Origin of the sequence: Paenibacillus sp. FSL M8-0142, from assembly GCF_038597315.1 — a bacterium.
Taxonomy (GTDB): domain Bacteria; phylum Bacillota; class Bacilli; order Paenibacillales; family Paenibacillaceae; genus Paenibacillus_AQ; species Paenibacillus_AQ lactis.
The window spans coordinates 3,986,858-4,003,884 of the sequence record NZ_CP152008.1; the positions used below are offsets into that span (position 1 = coordinate 3,986,858).

General features: G+C 51.5%; 17 protein-coding genes. 1 reads left to right on the forward strand and 16 read right to left on the reverse strand.

The annotated features are described in order from the left end of the window. Nucleotides 1-245: 245 nt before the first annotated feature. From NSQ46_RS18365 to NSQ46_RS18380, 4 genes are all read right to left on the reverse strand, one after another. Complete coding sequence (locus tag NSQ46_RS18365) at nt 246-1,037, reverse strand: HAD family hydrolase (protein WP_342574285.1); 792 nt, start codon at nt 1,035-1,037, stop codon at nt 246-248. Between the two features lie 39 nt (nt 1,038-1,076). After that, a complete protein-coding gene (locus NSQ46_RS18370) occupies nt 1,077-1,601 on the reverse strand; it encodes a hypothetical protein (RefSeq protein ID WP_007129970.1) in 525 nt (174 codons plus the stop codon). Between the two features lie 216 nt (nt 1,602-1,817). Beyond that, complete coding sequence (locus NSQ46_RS18375) at nt 1,818-2,024, reverse strand: DUF896 domain-containing protein (RefSeq protein WP_007129969.1); 207 nt, start codon at nt 2,022-2,024, stop codon at nt 1,818-1,820. 273 nt (nt 2,025-2,297) lie between these two features. Next, nucleotides 2,298-2,669, reverse strand: coding sequence for a LysM peptidoglycan-binding domain-containing protein (locus tag NSQ46_RS18380; protein WP_342574288.1), 372 nt, complete (start codon nt 2,667-2,669; stop codon nt 2,298-2,300). 177 nt (nt 2,670-2,846) lie between these two features. Between NSQ46_RS18380 and lexA the strand changes: the two genes are divergently transcribed. Next, nucleotides 2,847-3,473 carry a transcriptional repressor LexA gene (lexA, locus tag NSQ46_RS18385; protein ID WP_007129967.1) on the forward strand — a complete coding sequence of 209 codons (627 nt, stop codon included), beginning with the start codon at nt 2,847-2,849 and terminating at the stop codon, nt 3,471-3,473. A gap of 206 nt (nt 3,474-3,679) precedes the next feature. Here the strand turns inward: lexA and NSQ46_RS18390 are convergent, their stop codons facing one another. The 12 genes from NSQ46_RS18390 to NSQ46_RS18445 all read right to left on the reverse strand — a co-directional run bounded on the left by NSQ46_RS18390 (nt 3,680) and on the right by NSQ46_RS18445 (nt 17,004). Further along, a complete protein-coding gene (locus tag NSQ46_RS18390; RefSeq protein WP_007129966.1) occupies nt 3,680-3,904 on the reverse strand; it encodes a sulfurtransferase TusA family protein in 225 nt (74 codons plus the stop codon). Nucleotides 3,905-3,916: 12 nt separating this feature from the next. After that, entirely contained in the window at nt 3,917-4,981 is a 1,065-nt protein-coding gene (locus NSQ46_RS18395; protein WP_342577010.1) for a YeeE/YedE family protein, read from the reverse strand. A 283-nt stretch (nt 4,982-5,264) separates the two neighbouring features. Then, a complete protein-coding gene (locus tag NSQ46_RS18400) occupies nt 5,265-6,080 on the reverse strand; it encodes a hypothetical protein (protein ID WP_007129964.1) in 816 nt (271 codons plus the stop codon). Beyond that, on the reverse strand, nt 6,077-6,610 hold the full coding sequence (locus NSQ46_RS18405; RefSeq protein WP_007129963.1) for an RNA polymerase sigma factor: 534 nt from the start codon (nt 6,608-6,610) through the stop codon (nt 6,077-6,079). Before NSQ46_RS18405 ends, NSQ46_RS18400 begins: the two co-directional genes overlap by 4 nt. A 339-nt stretch (nt 6,611-6,949) precedes the next feature. Then, nucleotides 6,950-8,278 carry a type I glutamate--ammonia ligase gene (gene glnA, locus NSQ46_RS18410; RefSeq protein ID WP_007129962.1) on the reverse strand — a complete coding sequence of 443 codons (1,329 nt, stop codon included), beginning with the start codon at nt 8,276-8,278 and terminating at the stop codon, nt 6,950-6,952. A gap of 51 nt (nt 8,279-8,329) precedes the next feature. Continuing rightward, complete coding sequence (locus NSQ46_RS18415) at nt 8,330-8,740, reverse strand: MerR family transcriptional regulator (RefSeq protein WP_007129961.1); 411 nt, start codon at nt 8,738-8,740, stop codon at nt 8,330-8,332. Between the two features lie 82 nt (nt 8,741-8,822). Then, nucleotides 8,823-10,076 carry a methionine gamma-lyase family protein gene (locus tag NSQ46_RS18420; protein ID WP_251536803.1) on the reverse strand — a complete coding sequence of 418 codons (1,254 nt, stop codon included), beginning with the start codon at nt 10,074-10,076 and terminating at the stop codon, nt 8,823-8,825. 449 nt (nt 10,077-10,525) lie between these two features. Beyond that, a complete protein-coding gene (hflX, locus tag NSQ46_RS18425; protein WP_213615122.1) occupies nt 10,526-11,812 on the reverse strand; it encodes a GTPase HflX in 1,287 nt (428 codons plus the stop codon). A 126-nt stretch (nt 11,813-11,938) separates the two neighbouring features. After that, complete coding sequence (locus NSQ46_RS18430; RefSeq protein WP_213615124.1) at nt 11,939-12,922, reverse strand: AAA family ATPase; 984 nt, start codon at nt 12,920-12,922, stop codon at nt 11,939-11,941. Between the two features lie 82 nt (nt 12,923-13,004). Next, nucleotides 13,005-13,664 (reverse strand): YdcF family protein, encoded by a 660-nt coding sequence (locus NSQ46_RS18435; RefSeq protein ID WP_028403545.1) that lies wholly within the window; start codon nt 13,662-13,664, stop codon nt 13,005-13,007. Beyond that, the gene (locus NSQ46_RS18440; RefSeq protein ID WP_028403546.1) at nt 13,664-14,221 is read right to left on the reverse strand and encodes a DUF402 domain-containing protein; all 558 of its coding nucleotides are present in this window, start codon (nt 14,219-14,221) and stop codon (nt 13,664-13,666) included. Before NSQ46_RS18440 ends, NSQ46_RS18435 begins: the two co-directional genes overlap by 1 nt. A gap of 101 nt (nt 14,222-14,322) precedes the next feature. After that, entirely contained in the window at nt 14,323-17,004 is a 2,682-nt protein-coding gene (locus tag NSQ46_RS18445) for a PBP1A family penicillin-binding protein (protein WP_251536805.1), read from the reverse strand. Nucleotides 17,005-17,027 lie beyond the last annotated feature (23 nt).

Consider the following 17,027-nt stretch of genomic DNA (forward strand, 5'->3'; position numbering starts at 1 on the left):
ATGCTGCACGCCATGGTCCGGATCTTACAGAATCTGCTCACCATCATTATATCCCAAGAACCTTTTTTTTCGATCTCACGAAGCTTACAATTGTGTGACGTTTCTCACAGGGATTTAACGGGTCGTGATGACAAGATCTCGATAGAAAAACAGCCCGGATTCGCGATTACCGCGTCCAGGCTGTGCCATATGTACTCGTCACTAACGATTTGCTTCTTCGGACGTATCGATTGACATTTTCGTTTTTAAAGCGCAGCCAGGATGGCGTGTAGCTCGGACAGATGCTTAATCTCAAATTCCGGAACAATGGCCGGATCCTTGGGCCGATCTACCCGATTAATCCAAACGGTATGCAGTCCGGCCGCATTGCCTCCCTTGATATCCGTCGTCAGCTTATCGCCGACCATGACAGCCTCTCCAGGCTTCGCGCCAAGCAGTTCAAGCGCATGCTGGAAGATCGACACATCCGGCTTGCCTTTGCCGAAGTCGCCTGAAATGACAATGTGGTCGAAATAAGGAATCAGCTCGGGAACACCATCAAGCTTTTCCTGCTGAAGATCAGGGCTGCCGTTTGTGAGCAGCAGCAGCTGCACCTTTCCTTGCAGCTCCTTCAGCACGTCGAATGTTTCTTCATACACATAGGGTCTGGATCTGCGCTCTGACGCAAACCGCTCCGCCAGCGTTTCGGCAAGGCTTTCATTCTCAACGCCAACACGAGCAAGACCGCGACGCCAGGATTCCTTCCGATACATCGGTGCGAGCTCCTGCAATTTCCGGAATTCCGGCTGCGACCCAGCCGTAAAATTCGCCCACAGCCCTTCGAATGGATTGATCCCGATCATCTGGGTAAATGCAAAGGTGTCATAGGATGCGTACAGCGATCTTGCTTCTTCCCGTACCGCATTCAGCAACTCCTTGGCATCAACCCCAGCTGCAGCGGCACCTGCTTCGGCTGTCACTTCAAAAGCTTCTTCCACACTTCGTTCATCCCACAACAACGTATCATCCAAGTCAAACAATACGGCAGTAATCGGCATGTTCTCCCTCTCCCTTTGTTCGTTTAGGCGCTATATATATTAATGATGTTCTACCGGAATATGATGGGCCTTCGCGAACTCTTCAAGCCGTTCTCCCATCGCCTGAGTGTCGTACAAATTGATCATACGCGAAAACACCCAGTTGCCTGCTTTCCCCTTGCCTTGTATGACGACAGAGCCAGAAGCAATTTTAATCTTCTCGATCTCCGAAGCGGCCAATCTTCGCTCCCGATTAAACTTCATGGTGGACACGGATGCGCGTTCGATCTTCAGATAAGGCTTGCGCAGGAAAATCATCAATGCAAGCAGAATGTACAAGCCGACACCGACCCAGTTCAGGACCCCATTGCTATCGCCCGTCGCTTTAGCTGCCGCGGAGCCGAGAAGCGCATAAAGAGCCGCAAGGGCAAGCAATACGATCGGCAGCACATATTTCCGTCCCTTAAACACGTCCATTGTATCGGAAATGGCAGATCCCTGATAGGTGGACATTCCCTGCTTCTTCCGTTTTTTGTTCAGTTGTTGCATATTTTTGCTGACTTTTCGTTCCCAAGATCTTGACATATCGTTCCTCCCAAATCTGATATCGCCTGCGCTATCTATAAAAGTTGAATAAACGAATGGATGTTATGGCAATATACTCCCTTGCCTGCATCGTTTTCTTAAACTCAACTCATTTATATCCGGGAAGCAGCAATGCTTCGTTCATGCAGCATCCCGGCTTGATAATAAAACATCATTTGAAGCCCTAATGAGTCCTTTAGGATGAATCGACAAAACCTAGTGCTTCAGACGGGGGCCGCCTTTTTGCTCGTTCTCATCGACCCACTCGATCGATTCCAGCTGCTGTCTGAAGTTTCTGCGGATATTGTTAAGGTAGATTTCCCGAAGCTCTGCGCGTTCCTTCATTTCCTCTTCGGTCAAACCCTCGCTTTTCTGCTTACGTGCCAATAGATTGATGCGTTCTACCAAAGTATCGATGTCCATGGTTTCTCCTCCATTTCAAATATCATTATAACTTAACCATGTGAAAAAGAGCTTGTCAAGGCGACCACCCTTGCAAGCTCTTGCATTCAGCGAATATAAACATATTAAGGATTGAATGTCATGATCTATATCATAAAGAGTGCGACAAATTCAATCATTATATAGTAGATTTCAAATACGACCTCATCGATCTGTGAAATGGCGAATTTCACTTCCTACTATATATTAAGATCTAAACCGAACGACTAAGAGTGCCGTTACCTCCATGGACGCTTACCATACCGGCAATGACAATACGTCGCCTGCCTGAATATCCGGACCCTTCAGCCCGTTATTTCTGCGAATGGTATCGATATATACCCGTATGTCCACATTCTCTGGCTTATGAACGGAAGCGATCTTCCACAAGGAGTCACCCGATTGAACAATAACTAGCTTCTCTCCGGTGGGCTCTTCCGTTCCTCCTGCGAACACGGAATATGCGCCTGTCCAGCCGAATACAACGATGAGCAGAATGATCAGCAGTTTCGTTAATGGAAGTGAAACGATCCTTGACTTTATCTGATGGATCCAGGCTTCGGAGCCGGAATCCGTCTCTGTCGGTATGTTCTCATAAATGCTGCGGTATGTACTATATTTCAACATGAAATATCATCCCCCAAACAAGTGTTCTCTTAACTACAAATCGATAATAACACGAACACCTGTTTGTTTCAATACCCAATCGAACATTTGTTCCAATAAATTTAGAACTTATGTTTGTACGAACGGCAGTTCTATGTTATAATTTTCCCAAACGTTACTAAATGGGGTTGATACGGCATGTCGAAAATATCCAGCCGCCAGCTGGCGATCTTAGAGTTTATCCGAAACGAAGTTCGTAGCAAAGGCTATCCGCCTTCTGTCCGGGAAATCGGCGAGGCTGTCGGACTAGCTTCCAGTTCAACGGTCCACGGCCATCTTGACCGCCTGGAGAAGAAAGGCTTGATCCGCCGCGACCCTACGAAGCCAAGAGCCATTGAGCTGCTTGGCCAGGAAGAATCCGAGAGCAGCAACCTGTTTACCCACACCATCGCCCGGGTTCCCGTGGTCGGCAAAGTTACAGCAGGTGTTCCGATCACGGCGACCGAGAACATCGAAGATTACTTCCCTCTGCCGCAGCACTATGTCGGGGACGACAAGGTGTTTATGTTGTCCGTCGTCGGTGACAGTATGATCGAAGCAGGCATCCACAGCGGCGATTATGTGATCGTACGTCAACAGCAGACCGCCGATAACGGCGATATTGTGGTGGCCATGACCGAAGAAGACGAAGCAACGGTGAAGACCTTTTACAAGGAGAAGGACCATATCCGGCTGCAGCCGGAGAACCCTAGTTATGAGCCGCTGCGACTTAATCATGTGACGATCCTCGGCAAAGTCATTGGATTGTTCCGCGATGTTCACTAGCATAAAATCTACACATTAGAAGCCCGCTCCCTCTTTCAACAAGAGGATGAGCGGGCTTTATTATTCGGGCGGAGATTTCCACGTTGACGAAAGGAAATTAGCAAGTTGGGCTGATATAGGGATGGCCGATCAAACAAATGACCGGCCATTTTGATATATATTTTTTTTATCCGTTGATAACTTCAGTCACGACCTAATATGATCCGTTACTTCTTCTGAACCGTAATCGACCAGGATGCATCCGTAAGCTGAACGAAATTAGTAATTTTGTGGCCCGCTTCAGCAGCCCAACGCGGAATGCTTTCCGTTGCCTGCGTGCAGTCAAAATCAATCTCCAGTTCGTCGCCGCTTTTTAGAGATTCCATCGCTTCTTTCGCTTCTATCAAAGGAAAAGGACATACCATTCCAAGCACAGCTAATTTTTGTTTCATTAATATAACCTCCTAAGCCGTTGTCGTTTGATAAACTGCCGCCTTCTTCTTGGCGCTGGCACGTGGTCGCACATATACAAAATAAGAAGCTGCCCACGTACCTAAAATCATGAAGAATAATGAAACCCATCCTTGCCATGTCATCATCGCCGTCATGACCAGACCGTTTCCAATAGAGCAGCCGCCTGCCCAGCTGGCCCCGAAGCCCATCAAAATGCCGCCGGAAAAACTGGATACGGCCGTCTTGGCATCAGGAGCCCGAAAGCGAAACTCGCGACTTCCTTTGGCTGCGATGAACGAGCCGAGGAATATCCCCAGTACAAGGAACACGCCCCAATTCAAATATTTATCGCCATCTCCGGTTACCAGATACTGAAGAATGTTAGCGGAAGGCGTGGTAATTCCTAGCCCCGACATTCTGCCTGTCGCTTCGCTGAGCGGCCATGCCAACAGCGCAACCAATCCGACGAGAATCGCGGTGACGAACGGATGCCATCGTTTCTCGAACAATAGATGGTTAAGGCCTTTACGCTTCGGCGGCAGCGACGGAATAAACACTTTTGGCTTGCGCAGCTGCTTGACGACAAGAAAAATAGTAATCAGAGCAAGTAAAGCGATAAATGGCCATACCGATAAACCGAACGTGGCCGGAATGGAGTTCGTTGGTGTTGAAATTCCTTTGAGGCTGTTGTTCACCGGCGACAGGGCCCCGGATTTCATAACAGCGCTCATCCCCATGTACCCGAAAAGAGCCATCCAGCTTCCAATAAGCCCTTCCCCTGCCCGATACCATGTTCCTGTCGCACAGCCGCCGGCCAATATAATGCCGATTCCAAATATGAAAGAACCGAGGATCGTAGCCAGCCAGTTAAACTCGCCGGCTTGGAACTGAATAAGTCCCATCTGGATCAATGCGAATACGCCGATACTCTGTACGCTGATCGCGATCAGCAAGGCGTAGAACATCCGGTTATCTTTTGTAAGATACATGTCCCGGAATCCACCTGTCAGACAAAAGCGACCCCGCTGCATAACAAATCCGAGTAAAGCACCGCATAATAACCCTGTGACAATCATTTGTGCCAAATTCGATGCCCCCTTATCTATTAATCCGACTAATTCAATATACTTTGTATACTATACGATTTTACTTACACTAATCCAAGGAGTCAATGATTTTTGATCAGGAAAAAAGTTACAAATCCCGATATTTTCTTAGTCGTCTTAATCAACCGCATGTTTCACATGCATGTTTTGTTTTCTAGTTTGAATATCCCTGGGAATCTGCACTAAAAGCTAACCGGGTTTAAAAAAGTTATTAAAAAAAGCACCCCGAAGGATGCTCATTATATTTTGCACATCATTCCAGAATAAGGGCTCTCTCCCGGAGATCAAGCCTGTACTCGCGCTCCCCGTCAAAATCGGGCGAGCCTTCGCCTCCCGGCCCTTCCGTTGATTCCAGCACCAATCGATTCATTCTTACCATAGGCTGGCTCAGCGGCTTGTAGTAGGAAGTGACAAAGCTGCCCACTCCTTCCTTGAACGAAAGCGGGAAGGCTTCGCCGGTTCCCCGATCCATGGCGAAAGCATAAATTTCGATGGCATGGCAATCCCGATATTGCGGGGCAAGCAAAAATACGTCCGCATCCTGAAGCGGCAAGCGGATCATTTCAACCGGTTCCGAATTCGGCTGGATAAATGTCCGATCTTCCAACACTCCGATTTCGGTTTCGCTGCCATCTGCAGCTGCGTGGATGACATGATACCTTCCCGAAAAAGAAAGATCCGTTTCAATTCCGAAACAGCTTGGAGCACCGAGCCGTTGAACGGCCTCGCTTCCTTCCGCTACGACGAGCAGCTTCCCTTCCGGCCCGGTCCCTTGCGCACGAACCGTTCCGGCTTGCCGGTTTGCTGCCTCCGTCGCCAGCGGAACCGTCTCTGGCTTCGACTTTGGCGAAAATGGATCTCCTCCCCCCATCCAAAGGATAGCGATAATCAACAAAACGCCGGCGATGGCTGCCGTCCAATTCCTGCGACGCTTGAGCGTCCTTGTACTCCGGCCCTCCCCCTCCTTCAGACGCTTATGCACCCGCCTCTTTAGATCAGGCAGCAACAACTCGGCATCAAACGGCCCATTCTTCGCCCTTTCATACCACCCAGGTTTATGCTCGTTCATATCTGATGCTCCCCCAGTTTGTTCTGTACTTTTTGCCTAGCCCGATACAGCCTGGATTTAACCGTTCCGGCCGCAATCCCCAGCAGCTCGGCAATCTGTTGAATCGGCATATCATAATGAAGATCCAGTACGAGCACCTCTCGGAATTTAACCGGGAGCTCCATGATGATATCCCAGATATCGTCCGTATATTGTCTGTCCAGATACTCCGTCTCCGCCGAGATGCTGTGCCCTGCCGGTTGAATCCGATCCAATAAGGTTACGCGCCTTAGAAAAAATGACTTCTTGTGCCGAAAAGCCGTATGCCGCGTGATCGTAAGCAGCCAAGTTTTCAAACTGGATTGTCCGCGAAAGGTATGTATGCCGTAATAAGCTTTGATAAAGACTTCTTGAGCAATGTCGTCCGCAAGCGCGTGCTGCCCCGTCAAAAAGTATGCATAATTCCAGATGTCACTACCGTAATGCTCCATGATCGCGTCTAACGTGTCGGTATCCATGGAAGCCATGTGCTTGACGTATTCGAACTCCAACCGATTCACCTCATCCAATTAGAGTCCAACTCAGGGCAAAAAGTTCCCTTTTATTGAAGAAAAATTTATCCTTCCCGCAGCGAGCATAACTGTCATTCGCAGGTGCATGCCGTATCCTCCGAGCGACCCAGAATTTCCACAAATGTTCTAGCAATATTTTCCTGGTTCTGATGAGCTCAGATGGATGGATATGCCGTCCAAGCTTGAATTTGCCACAAGGCATAGAAAACAGATTTTCTAGGGGTGTTTTGGGGGCACACCCTTCGAAATAACCTCAATAATTAAATTGCCCCCAAGCAAAAAAATCCCCCACGCCATACGGCGCAAGGGATTCCTCTATTAATACATGGTGATGTACTGATCGCGTTCCCATTGGTGAACTTGCGTACGGTACATATCCCACTCGATTTCTTTCAGCTCGTAGAAGTGAGCCAGCGCATGGTCGCCGAGCGCTTCGCAAATCACCTCGTTGCGGACCAGCTCATTCAGCGCTTCCTTCAGATCGGCCGGCAAGCTTGGAATGCCTTCCTCGATGCGCTCCTCTTCACTCATCACGTAAATGTTGCGGTCAATCGGCGCTGGCAGCGCCAGCTCGCGCTTAATGCCGTCTAATCCGGCTTTCAGCATAACCGCCAGGGCCAGGTACGGGTTAGCGGCCGGATCCGGGTTACGAACCTCAATCCGCGTGCTCAGTCCGCGGGAAGCCGGAATACGAATCATCGGGCTGCGGTTGCTCGCAGACCATGCCACGTAGCAAGGAGCTTCATAGCCTGGTACAAGACGCTTATACGAGTTGACCGTCGGGTTCGTAATCACCGTGAATGCACGGGCATGCTTCAGGATACCGGCCATGTAATGCCGCGCCGTCTTGCTCAGGCCGAGCTCATCCGACTCGTCAACGAATGCATTCTCCGCGCCTTTGAACAGCGATTGGTTGCAGTGCATACCCGAACCGTTCACACCGAAGAGCGGCTTCGGCATAAACGTAGCGATCAGACCATGCTGGCGGGCAATGGTTTTAACTACCAGCTTGAAGGTTTGAATCTGGTCGGCCGCCTTTACGGCGTCTGCATATTTAAAGTCGATTTCATGCTGCCCCGGAGCTACCTCGTGGTGGGAAGCTTCGATCTCGAAGCCCATCTCTTCCAGGGTCAATACGATATCGCGGCGGCAGTTCTCGCCAAGGTCTGTAGGGGCGAGGTCAAAGTATCCGCCTTGGTCGTTCAATTCCATCGTCGGATTGCCTTTTTCATCGGTCTTGAACAAGAAGAACTCCGGCTCTGGGCCGACATTCATCGAGGTGAAGCCCATTTCTTCGGCTTCCTTCAGGCATCGCTTGAGTATACCGCGAGGATCACCTGGAAAAGGCGTGCCGTCAGGCAGATACACGTCGCAAATCATACGGGCAACGCGATCTTCGGATACCCATGGGAAAATCATAAACGTATCCAGGTCCGGGTACAGATACATATCGGATTCCTCGATACGCACATAACCTTCGATGGAAGAGCCGTCGAACATCATTTTATTATCAAGCGCTTTAGGCAGTTGGCTTACCGGAATTTCAACGTTCTTAATGGTCCCGAGCAAGTCCGTGAACTGCAAGCGGATAAAACGAACATTTTCCTCTTTGCAAATGCGTAGTATGTCCTCTTTGGTATAACTCACTTTACCCTCTCCTTTGTCATGAATGGCTTGGTCAAGAATTAAACTGCTTCTTTATTTATTAAAAAACCGGGATAACTCCCCTTGAATCAATGAAACCTGACCCGGTCTTTTAGCGGTAATCAATTCCTGCTTCAGTAAACGCCGCAGCTGAGACTCCGACATTTCCCGGCGTTTGCTTTCCGTATCCGCAGTGATCACGGTAGCCTCCTCGGACTCCTTCGTGACAGGGTTCATGACCTGCTTGATGCCGGCGATATTGACGCCCTTCTCAATCAATGCCTTGATCTCCAGGAGACGCTCGACATCATTGAAGGAGAACAGGCGCTGATTACCAGATGTGCGTGCGGGGACAATCAAATTATGCTGTTCATAATAACGAATTTGTCTGGCGGATAAATCCGTAAGCTTCATCACGATGCCAATCGGAAATAACGCCATATTCCTCCGAATCTCATCACCCATATCTCATCAACCTTCCAAGTGGTCTATTCTGATCTTATTGTACATTTCCTGATCAGCTGCGTCAACCGCATGTAAGAATAACTCACAAGAGATTGCGATCCTTCATTCGTTGAAGTGACATAAGTACCCCGTATTTAACATGAGAATAGGTTAGCCCGCCCTGCATATAACCGATATAGGGTTCACGAATCGGCGCGTCTGCGGACAGCTCCAGGCTTCCTCCTTGAATAAAGGTTCCTGCCGCCATAATCACCGGATGCTCATAACCCGGCATGTCCCACGGCTCAGGCACGACGTGACTGTCAACCGCTGCCGCTCTCTGAATGCCTTGCACGAAAGCGATCAGATGCTCCGGGCTTGTAAACGACACCGCTTGGATCAGGTCGGTCCGCGTCTCTTTCCAGCCTGGCTTGGTTATGAAGCCGACCGCTTCGAACATAGCCGCTGCATATACGCTTCCTTTCACCGCCTGTCCAACCGTGGAAGGGGCAAGAAACAGCCCTTGATACATCGAGCGCGTCGTTCCGAGCATAGCCCCCACTTCGCGTCCGATACCGGGAGCGGTCAAGCGGTAAGCGGCCAGTTCCACGTAGGATTCCTTGCCGCAAATATACCCTCCGGTTTCTGCAATGCCTCCTCCTGGATTTTTGATCAGCGAGCCGGCCATCAAATCCACGCCAACCTCGGTAGGCTCCATCGTTTCCGTAAATTCACCGTAACAGTTGTCGACAAACACGATCAAATCCTCGCGAATCGCTTTGAGCCGGCTGACCATCTCGCCAATTTGGGACACCGTGAAAGAAGAGCGCCAATCATATCCTCTGGAGCGTTGAATCCCGATAACCTTCGTCTCCGGTTTAATCGCCTTCTCCACACCTTCCCAGTCGATGCCGCCTTCTTCGGTCAGCGCTACCTCTCCATACCCGATGCCGAAATCCCGCAGCGAGCCGGTGCCGTCGCCCGCTTGTCCGATGACCTTATGCAGCGTATCGTAGGGTCGTCCGGTAATATACAGCAGCTCATCCCCCGGGCGCAGCACGCCGAATAACGCAGCCGAAATCGTATGGGTCCCGGAAGCAAAATGCGGACGTACCAGCGCGGACTCGGTCCCGAACACTTCCGCATACACCTCGTCCAGCACTTCCCGCCCGCGATCATTATATCCATAACCGGTGGAATTCGCGAAGTGATAGTCGCTCACCTGGTATTTCTGGAAAGCATCGATCACCTTCCACTGGTTAAAGTCTACGATCCGGTCGATCTCACGTACCCGATCTGCTATGTTCCATTCAATCTGCTCGCTTAAATCCATTAAATCTTGCGAAAATTTCACCATCTCGTACAGCTCTCTCCTCTATAACACATCATGTCTCACATCTTAACATATTTCGCTTGGTGGTTGCGACCGTTGACCTCTCGATCCGTTTGCATGATCTACTTCTCTCCTCAGGCATAAGGCAGCGGACCACCTTACAACGCCGCACGGACAGGCCTGCCCTGTCACCCGCGGTTCCCCTTGATTCCATCATTGGTCCAACCATTTCTTTTAAGAGTATCCGGGTCGGCCAACTCCGCCCAACCGCAAATAAAGCCCCGGAATTGGGGCTCTACTTGCAATTGATTTCGTATTCTGATTCATGCCTCGCTTACTTTCACGATCCGTCCTTCATCCCGCAACAAGCATACTATCATCCGCGGTTTCACCGCCGGCATGCGGCCTAACGATAGACAATCAACCATGACTATAGACAACAACCATGTAGACGATCGCTGCCGCTATGCCGCTCATTGCTGGACATAATCCTCCAGAAGATATCCCATTTTTTCGTAATCGGCCTTGTTGATCCTCACCTCGTACAAAATATCGGACTCGTCAAAGGTTTGCTCAATGACATCTCCTACCCGGTACACAACCGAGCTTAAATCGCCCCGGTCAGCCGGAATCCGGAACGTCACGTTCCCGCCAGATAAACGCTCCTGGATCGTTTCGCGGACGCTGGTCAAATCTTCGTCATCATAAGCGCTGATCTTCAAGTAGCCGTCTCCGGAAGGCAGCATTTCTAGCTGCTCCGGCTGGCAGGCGTCCTTCTTATTGAACAGGACAATTTGCGGTTTATCCGCTGCTCCGAGGTCCTCCAGAATCGATTGGACGACCGCCATCTGCTCCTCCCGCATCGTGGAGGACGCATCGACCACATGGAGAATCAGGTCCGCTTCGTTGGCCTCCTCAAGCGTTGCGCGGAATGCCGCTACCAGATCATGTGGCAGGTTCTGAATGAATCCGACCGTATCCGTCAGCACGACTTCCTTGCCGCTAGGCAGCTCCAGCACTCTGGAGGTCGGGTCGAGTGTTGCGAACAGCTGATTCTCAATGTAAACGTCGGCATTGGTCAGACGGTTCAGCAGGGTGGACTTCCCCGCATTCGTATAGCCTACCAAGGCTACCTGGACGGCACCGCTCTTCTTGCGGCGCTCGCGGTGAAGATTGCGATGCCGCGTTACTTCATCCAGCTGGCGTTTCAAATCGCTGATCCGGTCGCGGATATGCCGGCGGTCCGTCTCCAGCTTGGTTTCACCCGGTCCGCGTGTCCCGATCCCTGCCCCGAGGCGCGACAGGTTCTTGCCGTGACCCGACAGACGCGGCAGCAAATAGGTGAGCTGCGCCAGCTCAACCTGGATGATGCCCTCTCGCGTCTTGGCCCGCTGTGCAAAAATATCGAGAATCAGCTGGGTCCGATCAATGATCTTCACATCCAGCGCTTCCTCCAGATTACGAACCTGGGCCCCTGAAAGCTCCTGGTCAAAAATAGCCGTAGTCGCTCCGAGGCCGTCAACAGCCATGCGCAGCTCCTCTACTTTTCCTTTACCGATAAACCATTTCGAATCCGGCGTTTCCCGGTTCTGCGTGATGACATCCAGCACGGTCACGCCTGCCGTCTCGGCAAGCTGCACCAGCTCCTGCAGCGAATGCTCCGGATTGATGCCTGAGCGCTTCACCGCATCGGTCACCAAGCTCACCAATATCGCTTTATCTTCAATCTCGGTCGAGGTATCATGTGTTATATTTGCCATATATCCAGCTCCTTTGAACAATAACGTACCTTAAAACATATACAACCCGCATTCGCCCCTTCTAAACCAACCCTTCAAAGCGAATGCTGCGTTACCTCTTCATTATGGCCGAAAAACCGCGGCAAATCATTGTAATTTTCCGTTTAATTTAAAGTCTTCCGGCCGAAGCGTCATCAGCTCCAGCTTTCCGGGGTTCCCCGTGACATACTGATTCAGAAGACGGACCGATTGATTGCGGATCGATTTCTCGATCAAATTGCGAACATAACGGGCGTTGCTGAACGCATGCAGCCGCTGCTCCTTCTCGTTCTGCAGATGCTCCTTGAGCTTCCCGAGCGACTGGGGCATGAGGATGTAATCGCGCTCCTTCGCCATCAGCTCGGAGATTTGGATCAGCTGATCCAAATTATAATCCGGGAATTCCATCTGAATCGGAAAACGGGAATGCAGGCCGGGATTCGTGCTCATAAAAAAATCAATCTCATCGCTGTAGCCGGCCAGAATGAGCACAAACTGATTCTTGTGATCCTCCATCGCTTTTACCAGCGTATCGATCGCTTCCTTGCCGAAATCCTTCTCGCCGCCCCGCGCCAAGCTGTACGCCTCATCGATAAACAGAATACCGCCCAGCGCCTTCTTCACCAAATCTCTCGTTTTCTGTGCCGTATGGCCGATGTATTCGCCGACGAGATCCGCCCGCTCTACCTCGACGAGATGCCCCTTATTGAGCACCCCCATCTTCTGAAACAGCTTAGCGATGATGCGGGCTACCGTCGTTTTGCCAGTTCCGGGATTTCCCTTGAAAATCATATGGAATACATGACCGCCGCTGAGCAAGCCCGCCTCTGATCTCATCTGGGCCACCTGAAGCAGGGCATAAATTTCAAAAACCAGCTCTTTAATTTGATCCAAACCTACAAGCTGATCCAGCTCCTTCTGTATTTCCTGGAATAGACTGTGCTGGGAAACAGGGTTTGGCGAAGGGGACGGTTCCCGCTCGGGAACTGCGCTGCTGATAAGCGGAGGTTCCGCGCTGCGGAGCACGACATTAATCTGTCTGGATGGCCGTCCTTCAGATCGGCCGTTTGCGGCCGTTACTCGCCCGTTCATAGCTCCTCACCTCTTTATCCAAAGGGCTGACTATCTATTCCAATGTATTCTACTGACAGCCTGCTTATTAGAAGTTTCGTCCTCATAGGAGCCCGGCTGCAATCAGAAGCCGATCGGCCGTCCATTTCGTATAGGCAAGCACTTCCCTGGATTTATGCTTCGCCATCGGCAGCACGGTAGATTTCGTCAGCGAAACCGTTGGCCGCTCATAGCCGAGCGTCGCCGCCACTTCCATCGATCTAGTGCCGTGATAATCATGCGTGATGATGATCGCGGTCTTCCATCCCTGCTCTTTCATAATTGCCTGGCTGTACAGCAAATTCTCATAGGTGCTGGTCGCTTCGTTTTCCAAAAAAATGTCGCTCTCCGGAACACCCGCCGCTACTAAATAATTGCGCATCCCTTCGGCTTCGGTGTAAGGATAGCCGGGCTTGTCGAGTCCGCCGGTTACGATAAACGTGCCAAACCGCCCTTCCTTATACTCGGTGAGAGCATGCTCAAGCCGTTCGCGGAGCCCCGGACTCGGCTGATCTCCCCACATGGATGCCCCGAGTATGATGCCGACGTCCGCCTTGTCAGCCGGATTGCTGACGGCGCTTTCGATTTTCCAATACGCATACCCTGACCATAATACGCCAGCCGCAACGAGGGTAAGCAGCGCATACAGAGCCCTCTTCATCCATAGTTTCTTCCCGGTCTTGGAACGTATAACCCGCTCTTCTCCGTTTATTTCCTGCCGCATTATGACTTCCTCCTGAATTCGCCGTTATGAAATAGCTGCTGCCGATGCTCCAGAGACATCATGAAATAGGGGAATTCATGGGCATCGATCGCCCGGAGCAGGCTTTTCGCCGTTACTTTGGCCAACCGATAGTCGTCGCGGGTAATATCATTGCGGTTCAGGGCATCCTCCAGCTCATCCTCATCCAGCAAAAATACTTCGCCGTTGCTGACGACCACAACGTCCAGATACAAATCATCAAACCACGGTACGCCCTGGTCGGTTACGCCCTGCTTCTTGCAAATATCGATATACCACTGCACGATGTTTCGCTTATCGTCAAACATGGCCGTAACGATATAATGGCTGTCCTTCGGATAATACTGCAGCCAAGAGTAGCCTTTGTCCGCAATGCGGTATGTATGGCGGCCATAGGTTTTCCATAATGGTTCTTTCAGGCCATATATGGTGTATAAGGTCAGGTACCCTGTGAATTGCTCGGAATCCACATACCGGGAAGTGAAGTGCCGGCGGGTGATACGGCGCCAATTTGCCCGATCTCCGAATTTACGTTTCATGGAACTCTTCCTCCCCATATCGTATTCCCAGCTTACCACATTTAGGTTTCACACTCAAAACAAAGAAGCCCTCGCTTTATCCGCGAAGGCTTCTTTGTTCATTATGGACTAACTTGGTTAGGATCAGACTCGGTGGCCGGAACATCCGGCTCCACGATGGTTCCGGGAACCGTCGTGACGTTGCCCGAATCGGTGGTGCCTTCAATCGTTCCCGAATCCTCGCCGCCCGTGCCATCACCCGCATCCGACCCGGATCCATCGCCCTGTCCGCCGTCCGCAGGCGGATTGGTACCGCCATTGTCATGGCCGTTTCCTTGGCCATTGCCTTGACCGTTTCCATTTCCGTTGCCTTGACCATTGCCGTTGCCCTGGCCGTTTCCATTGCCTTGGCCGTTGCCGTTATCTTGGCCGTTACCGTTGTCTTCGCCATTTGGTATGTCGATGCCATCGCCGGCATCTCCTTCATCCGGCGGAATCACATCCTCAATATCCCCCGGATCCGGCTCAAGATCATCCGGCGGCAGCTCGGATACGGCAGCGATCTGCAGCACGTTCGAGCGCTCGGATTCTTGATCCGTTGCCGGGTCATAGGCCGTTACGTAATATTCGTACGTCAGCCCCTCCATCGCGCTCATATCATCCGTGGAGGTGCTGTTCACCGCATTCAGAATCCGCGTGAATTCGCTCTCCGAGGTTTCCCGGCGGTAAATCCGGTATTGAATGCCGCTGCCCTGAACGCCATTCCAGCTCAGATAGACGGTCTGATTCGCGCCGTCATAAGATCCGGTCAGGCCGCTGACAGGCTCTAGCTTCGGCGTCTCCACCACCGGCGGGGCCGGCTCGGTGCTCGGGAAGTTTTTCGGCTCATAGGACTGAACCGCCCTCTCCATAATCTTGCCCCAGAGCGCTGCGGACATTGAGCTGCTTCGCTTCAGCAGATGCTGCTTGTTCGGTTTGTCGTATCCCATCCATACGGCCGCCGTCAGTTCCGGCGTGTAACCGACAAACCAGACGTCACGGTTGGAACTGATGCCTTCGTAGCCGCTTTGCGTCGTGCCGGTTTTACCGGCAACCGGACGGCTGATCCGGGCATTCCGGCCCGTTCCGTCCTGAACGACACGCTCCATCATTTCCGTCATCTGGGAAGCCGTCGACTCGCTCATGACTCGCTTGCCCTTGCTTCCCTTATTCTCATGCACGACTTTGCCTTGATTATTCCGTATTTCCTTAATTGCGAATGCTTCCTTCAGCTCGCCGCCATTGGCGAATGCGCTGAACGCTTGAGCCATCTCGAACGTGTTCGTTCCGGAATTCATGCCGCCAAGAGCCAGGGACAGGTTCGCGTCGGCCTCCGTCATCTGGATGCCCAGACTCTTGGCGAACTCGACCCCGGTTTTAACCCCGATCTGGTTCAGCAGCCATACCGCCGGGATGTTCTCGGAGCGCTGAATCGCTTCCGGCATGCTGATCGTATCGGAGTATCCATGCAGATTGTTCGGACAGTAATCCCCGAAGCATTGCTTCTTGTTGCTCAGCCTGGAATCCTTCGTAAAGTTGCCGGATTCCAGAGCCGGCGCATACGACACGATCGGCTTCAGTGCCGAGCCCGGCTGACGACGGCTGTCGGTCGCACGGTTGAATCCGCCGCGCATATACTCTCTGCCGCCCGATATCGCCACGATCCCGCCGTTCTCCTGATTAATGATAACCATGGAGCCTTGAACGATCTCCTCATCCGGGCTCTCTTCAAAGTTGGCCGGATTGTTGAATTCTTCCTCCATCGCCTGCTGGGCGTTCGCGTCCATCGTCGTATAGATCTGGTAGCCACCGATATTCAAATCGTCCTCGGTAAGCCCCCACTTCTCCTCAGCCTCATCCATGACGTAGTCGATAAAGGCCGTATATTTCTGCTTTCTTTCCGGCGGCGTATAGTCGTAATCGACTTTCTTCGCCTTCTCGGCCTCTTCGGCCGTAATATAGCCCTGCTGCTCCATCAGCGTCAGCACGACCGCACGGCGCTCCTTGGACAGCTCCGGATTTTTCAGCGGGTTGTACCGGGAAGGCCCCTTCGGCATGGCGGCCAGCGTTGCCATTTCCCACAACTCAAGCTCCTTAAGATCCGATTTGCCGAAATAACGCTCGGAAGCCGCCTTAATGCCGTAGTAAGGTCCGCCGAAGTTAATCCGGTTCAAATACATTTCAATGATCTCTTCCTTGCTGTGCTTCCGCTCCAGCGCCAGCGCGATCGACATTTCGGTCGCTTTGCGGAAGAAGGTTTTGTCCCGGGTCAGAAAAATATTTTTCGCCAGCTGCTGGGTGATCGTACTTCCGCCCTCCACCATGGAACGGGCCATAATATCCTTCACGGCAGCGCGGCCGATCGACCAAATGTCGACGCCGTTATGTTCCCAGAATCGTCTATCCTCTGTTGCTATAAATGCATTAACCAGTTGCTCCGGAATATCCTTGTATTCAACCGGATCGCTCTTCTGGATCGACAATTCGCCCATTAAATTGCCTTGTCGATCATATACTTTCGAGGTACCGTAAGCGGTCAGTTTATCCTTATTCTGATCCAGAAGCTTCTCGCCGCTGACCAAGATAAACAGATACCCTGCCAGGGCGCAAAATATGGCGATAACCGCCGTAAAAAACAAAGCCCATGCAATCCGCTTGCCTCTGCCTTTTTTCTTCTTCTTCGACCCTGATTTGGATCCTTTGGATGCCTTCGGGTTATCTTTGTTTTTGTTCACCCTGGACATCTCGTTATCTCTTCCAGCCATTTGTCCCCCTCCTTGCTCCCTTG

Coding starts and splice junctions, on each gene's coding strand:
- NSQ46_RS18365 (WP_342574285.1), bottom strand. CDS start 1,037: ATGCCGATTACTGCCGTATTGTTTGACTTGGATGATACGTTGTTGTGG.
- NSQ46_RS18370 (WP_007129970.1), bottom strand. CDS start 1,601: ATGTCAAGATCTTGGGAACGAAAAGTCAGCAAAAATATGCAACAACTG.
- NSQ46_RS18375 (WP_007129969.1), bottom strand. CDS start 2,024: ATGGACATCGATACTTTGGTAGAACGCATCAATCTATTGGCACGTAAG.
- NSQ46_RS18380 (WP_342574288.1), bottom strand. CDS start 2,669: ATGTTGAAATATAGTACATACCGCAGCATTTATGAGAACATACCGACA.
- lexA (WP_007129967.1), top strand. CDS start 2,847: ATGTCGAAAATATCCAGCCGCCAGCTGGCGATCTTAGAGTTTATCCGA.
- NSQ46_RS18390 (WP_007129966.1), bottom strand. CDS start 3,904: ATGAAACAAAAATTAGCTGTGCTTGGAATGGTATGTCCTTTTCCTTTG.
- NSQ46_RS18395 (WP_342577010.1), bottom strand. CDS start 4,981: ATGATTGTCACAGGGTTATTATGCGGTGCTTTACTCGGATTTGTTATG.
- NSQ46_RS18400 (WP_007129964.1), bottom strand. CDS start 6,080: ATGAACGAGCATAAACCTGGGTGGTATGAAAGGGCGAAGAATGGGCCG.
- NSQ46_RS18415 (WP_007129961.1), bottom strand. CDS start 8,740: ATGGGTGATGAGATTCGGAGGAATATGGCGTTATTTCCGATTGGCATC.
- NSQ46_RS18420 (WP_251536803.1), bottom strand. CDS start 10,076: ATGGTGAAATTTTCGCAAGATTTAATGGATTTAAGCGAGCAGATTGAA.
- hflX (WP_213615122.1), bottom strand. CDS start 11,812: ATGGCAAATATAACACATGATACCTCGACCGAGATTGAAGATAAAGCG.
- NSQ46_RS18430 (WP_213615124.1), bottom strand. CDS start 12,922: ATGAACGGGCGAGTAACGGCCGCAAACGGCCGATCTGAAGGACGGCCA.
- NSQ46_RS18435 (WP_028403545.1), bottom strand. CDS start 13,664: ATGCGGCAGGAAATAAACGGAGAAGAGCGGGTTATACGTTCCAAGACC.
- NSQ46_RS18440 (WP_028403546.1), bottom strand. CDS start 14,221: ATGAAACGTAAATTCGGAGATCGGGCAAATTGGCGCCGTATCACCCGC.
- NSQ46_RS18445 (WP_251536805.1), bottom strand. CDS start 17,004: ATGGCTGGAAGAGATAACGAGATGTCCAGGGTGAACAAAAACAAAGAT.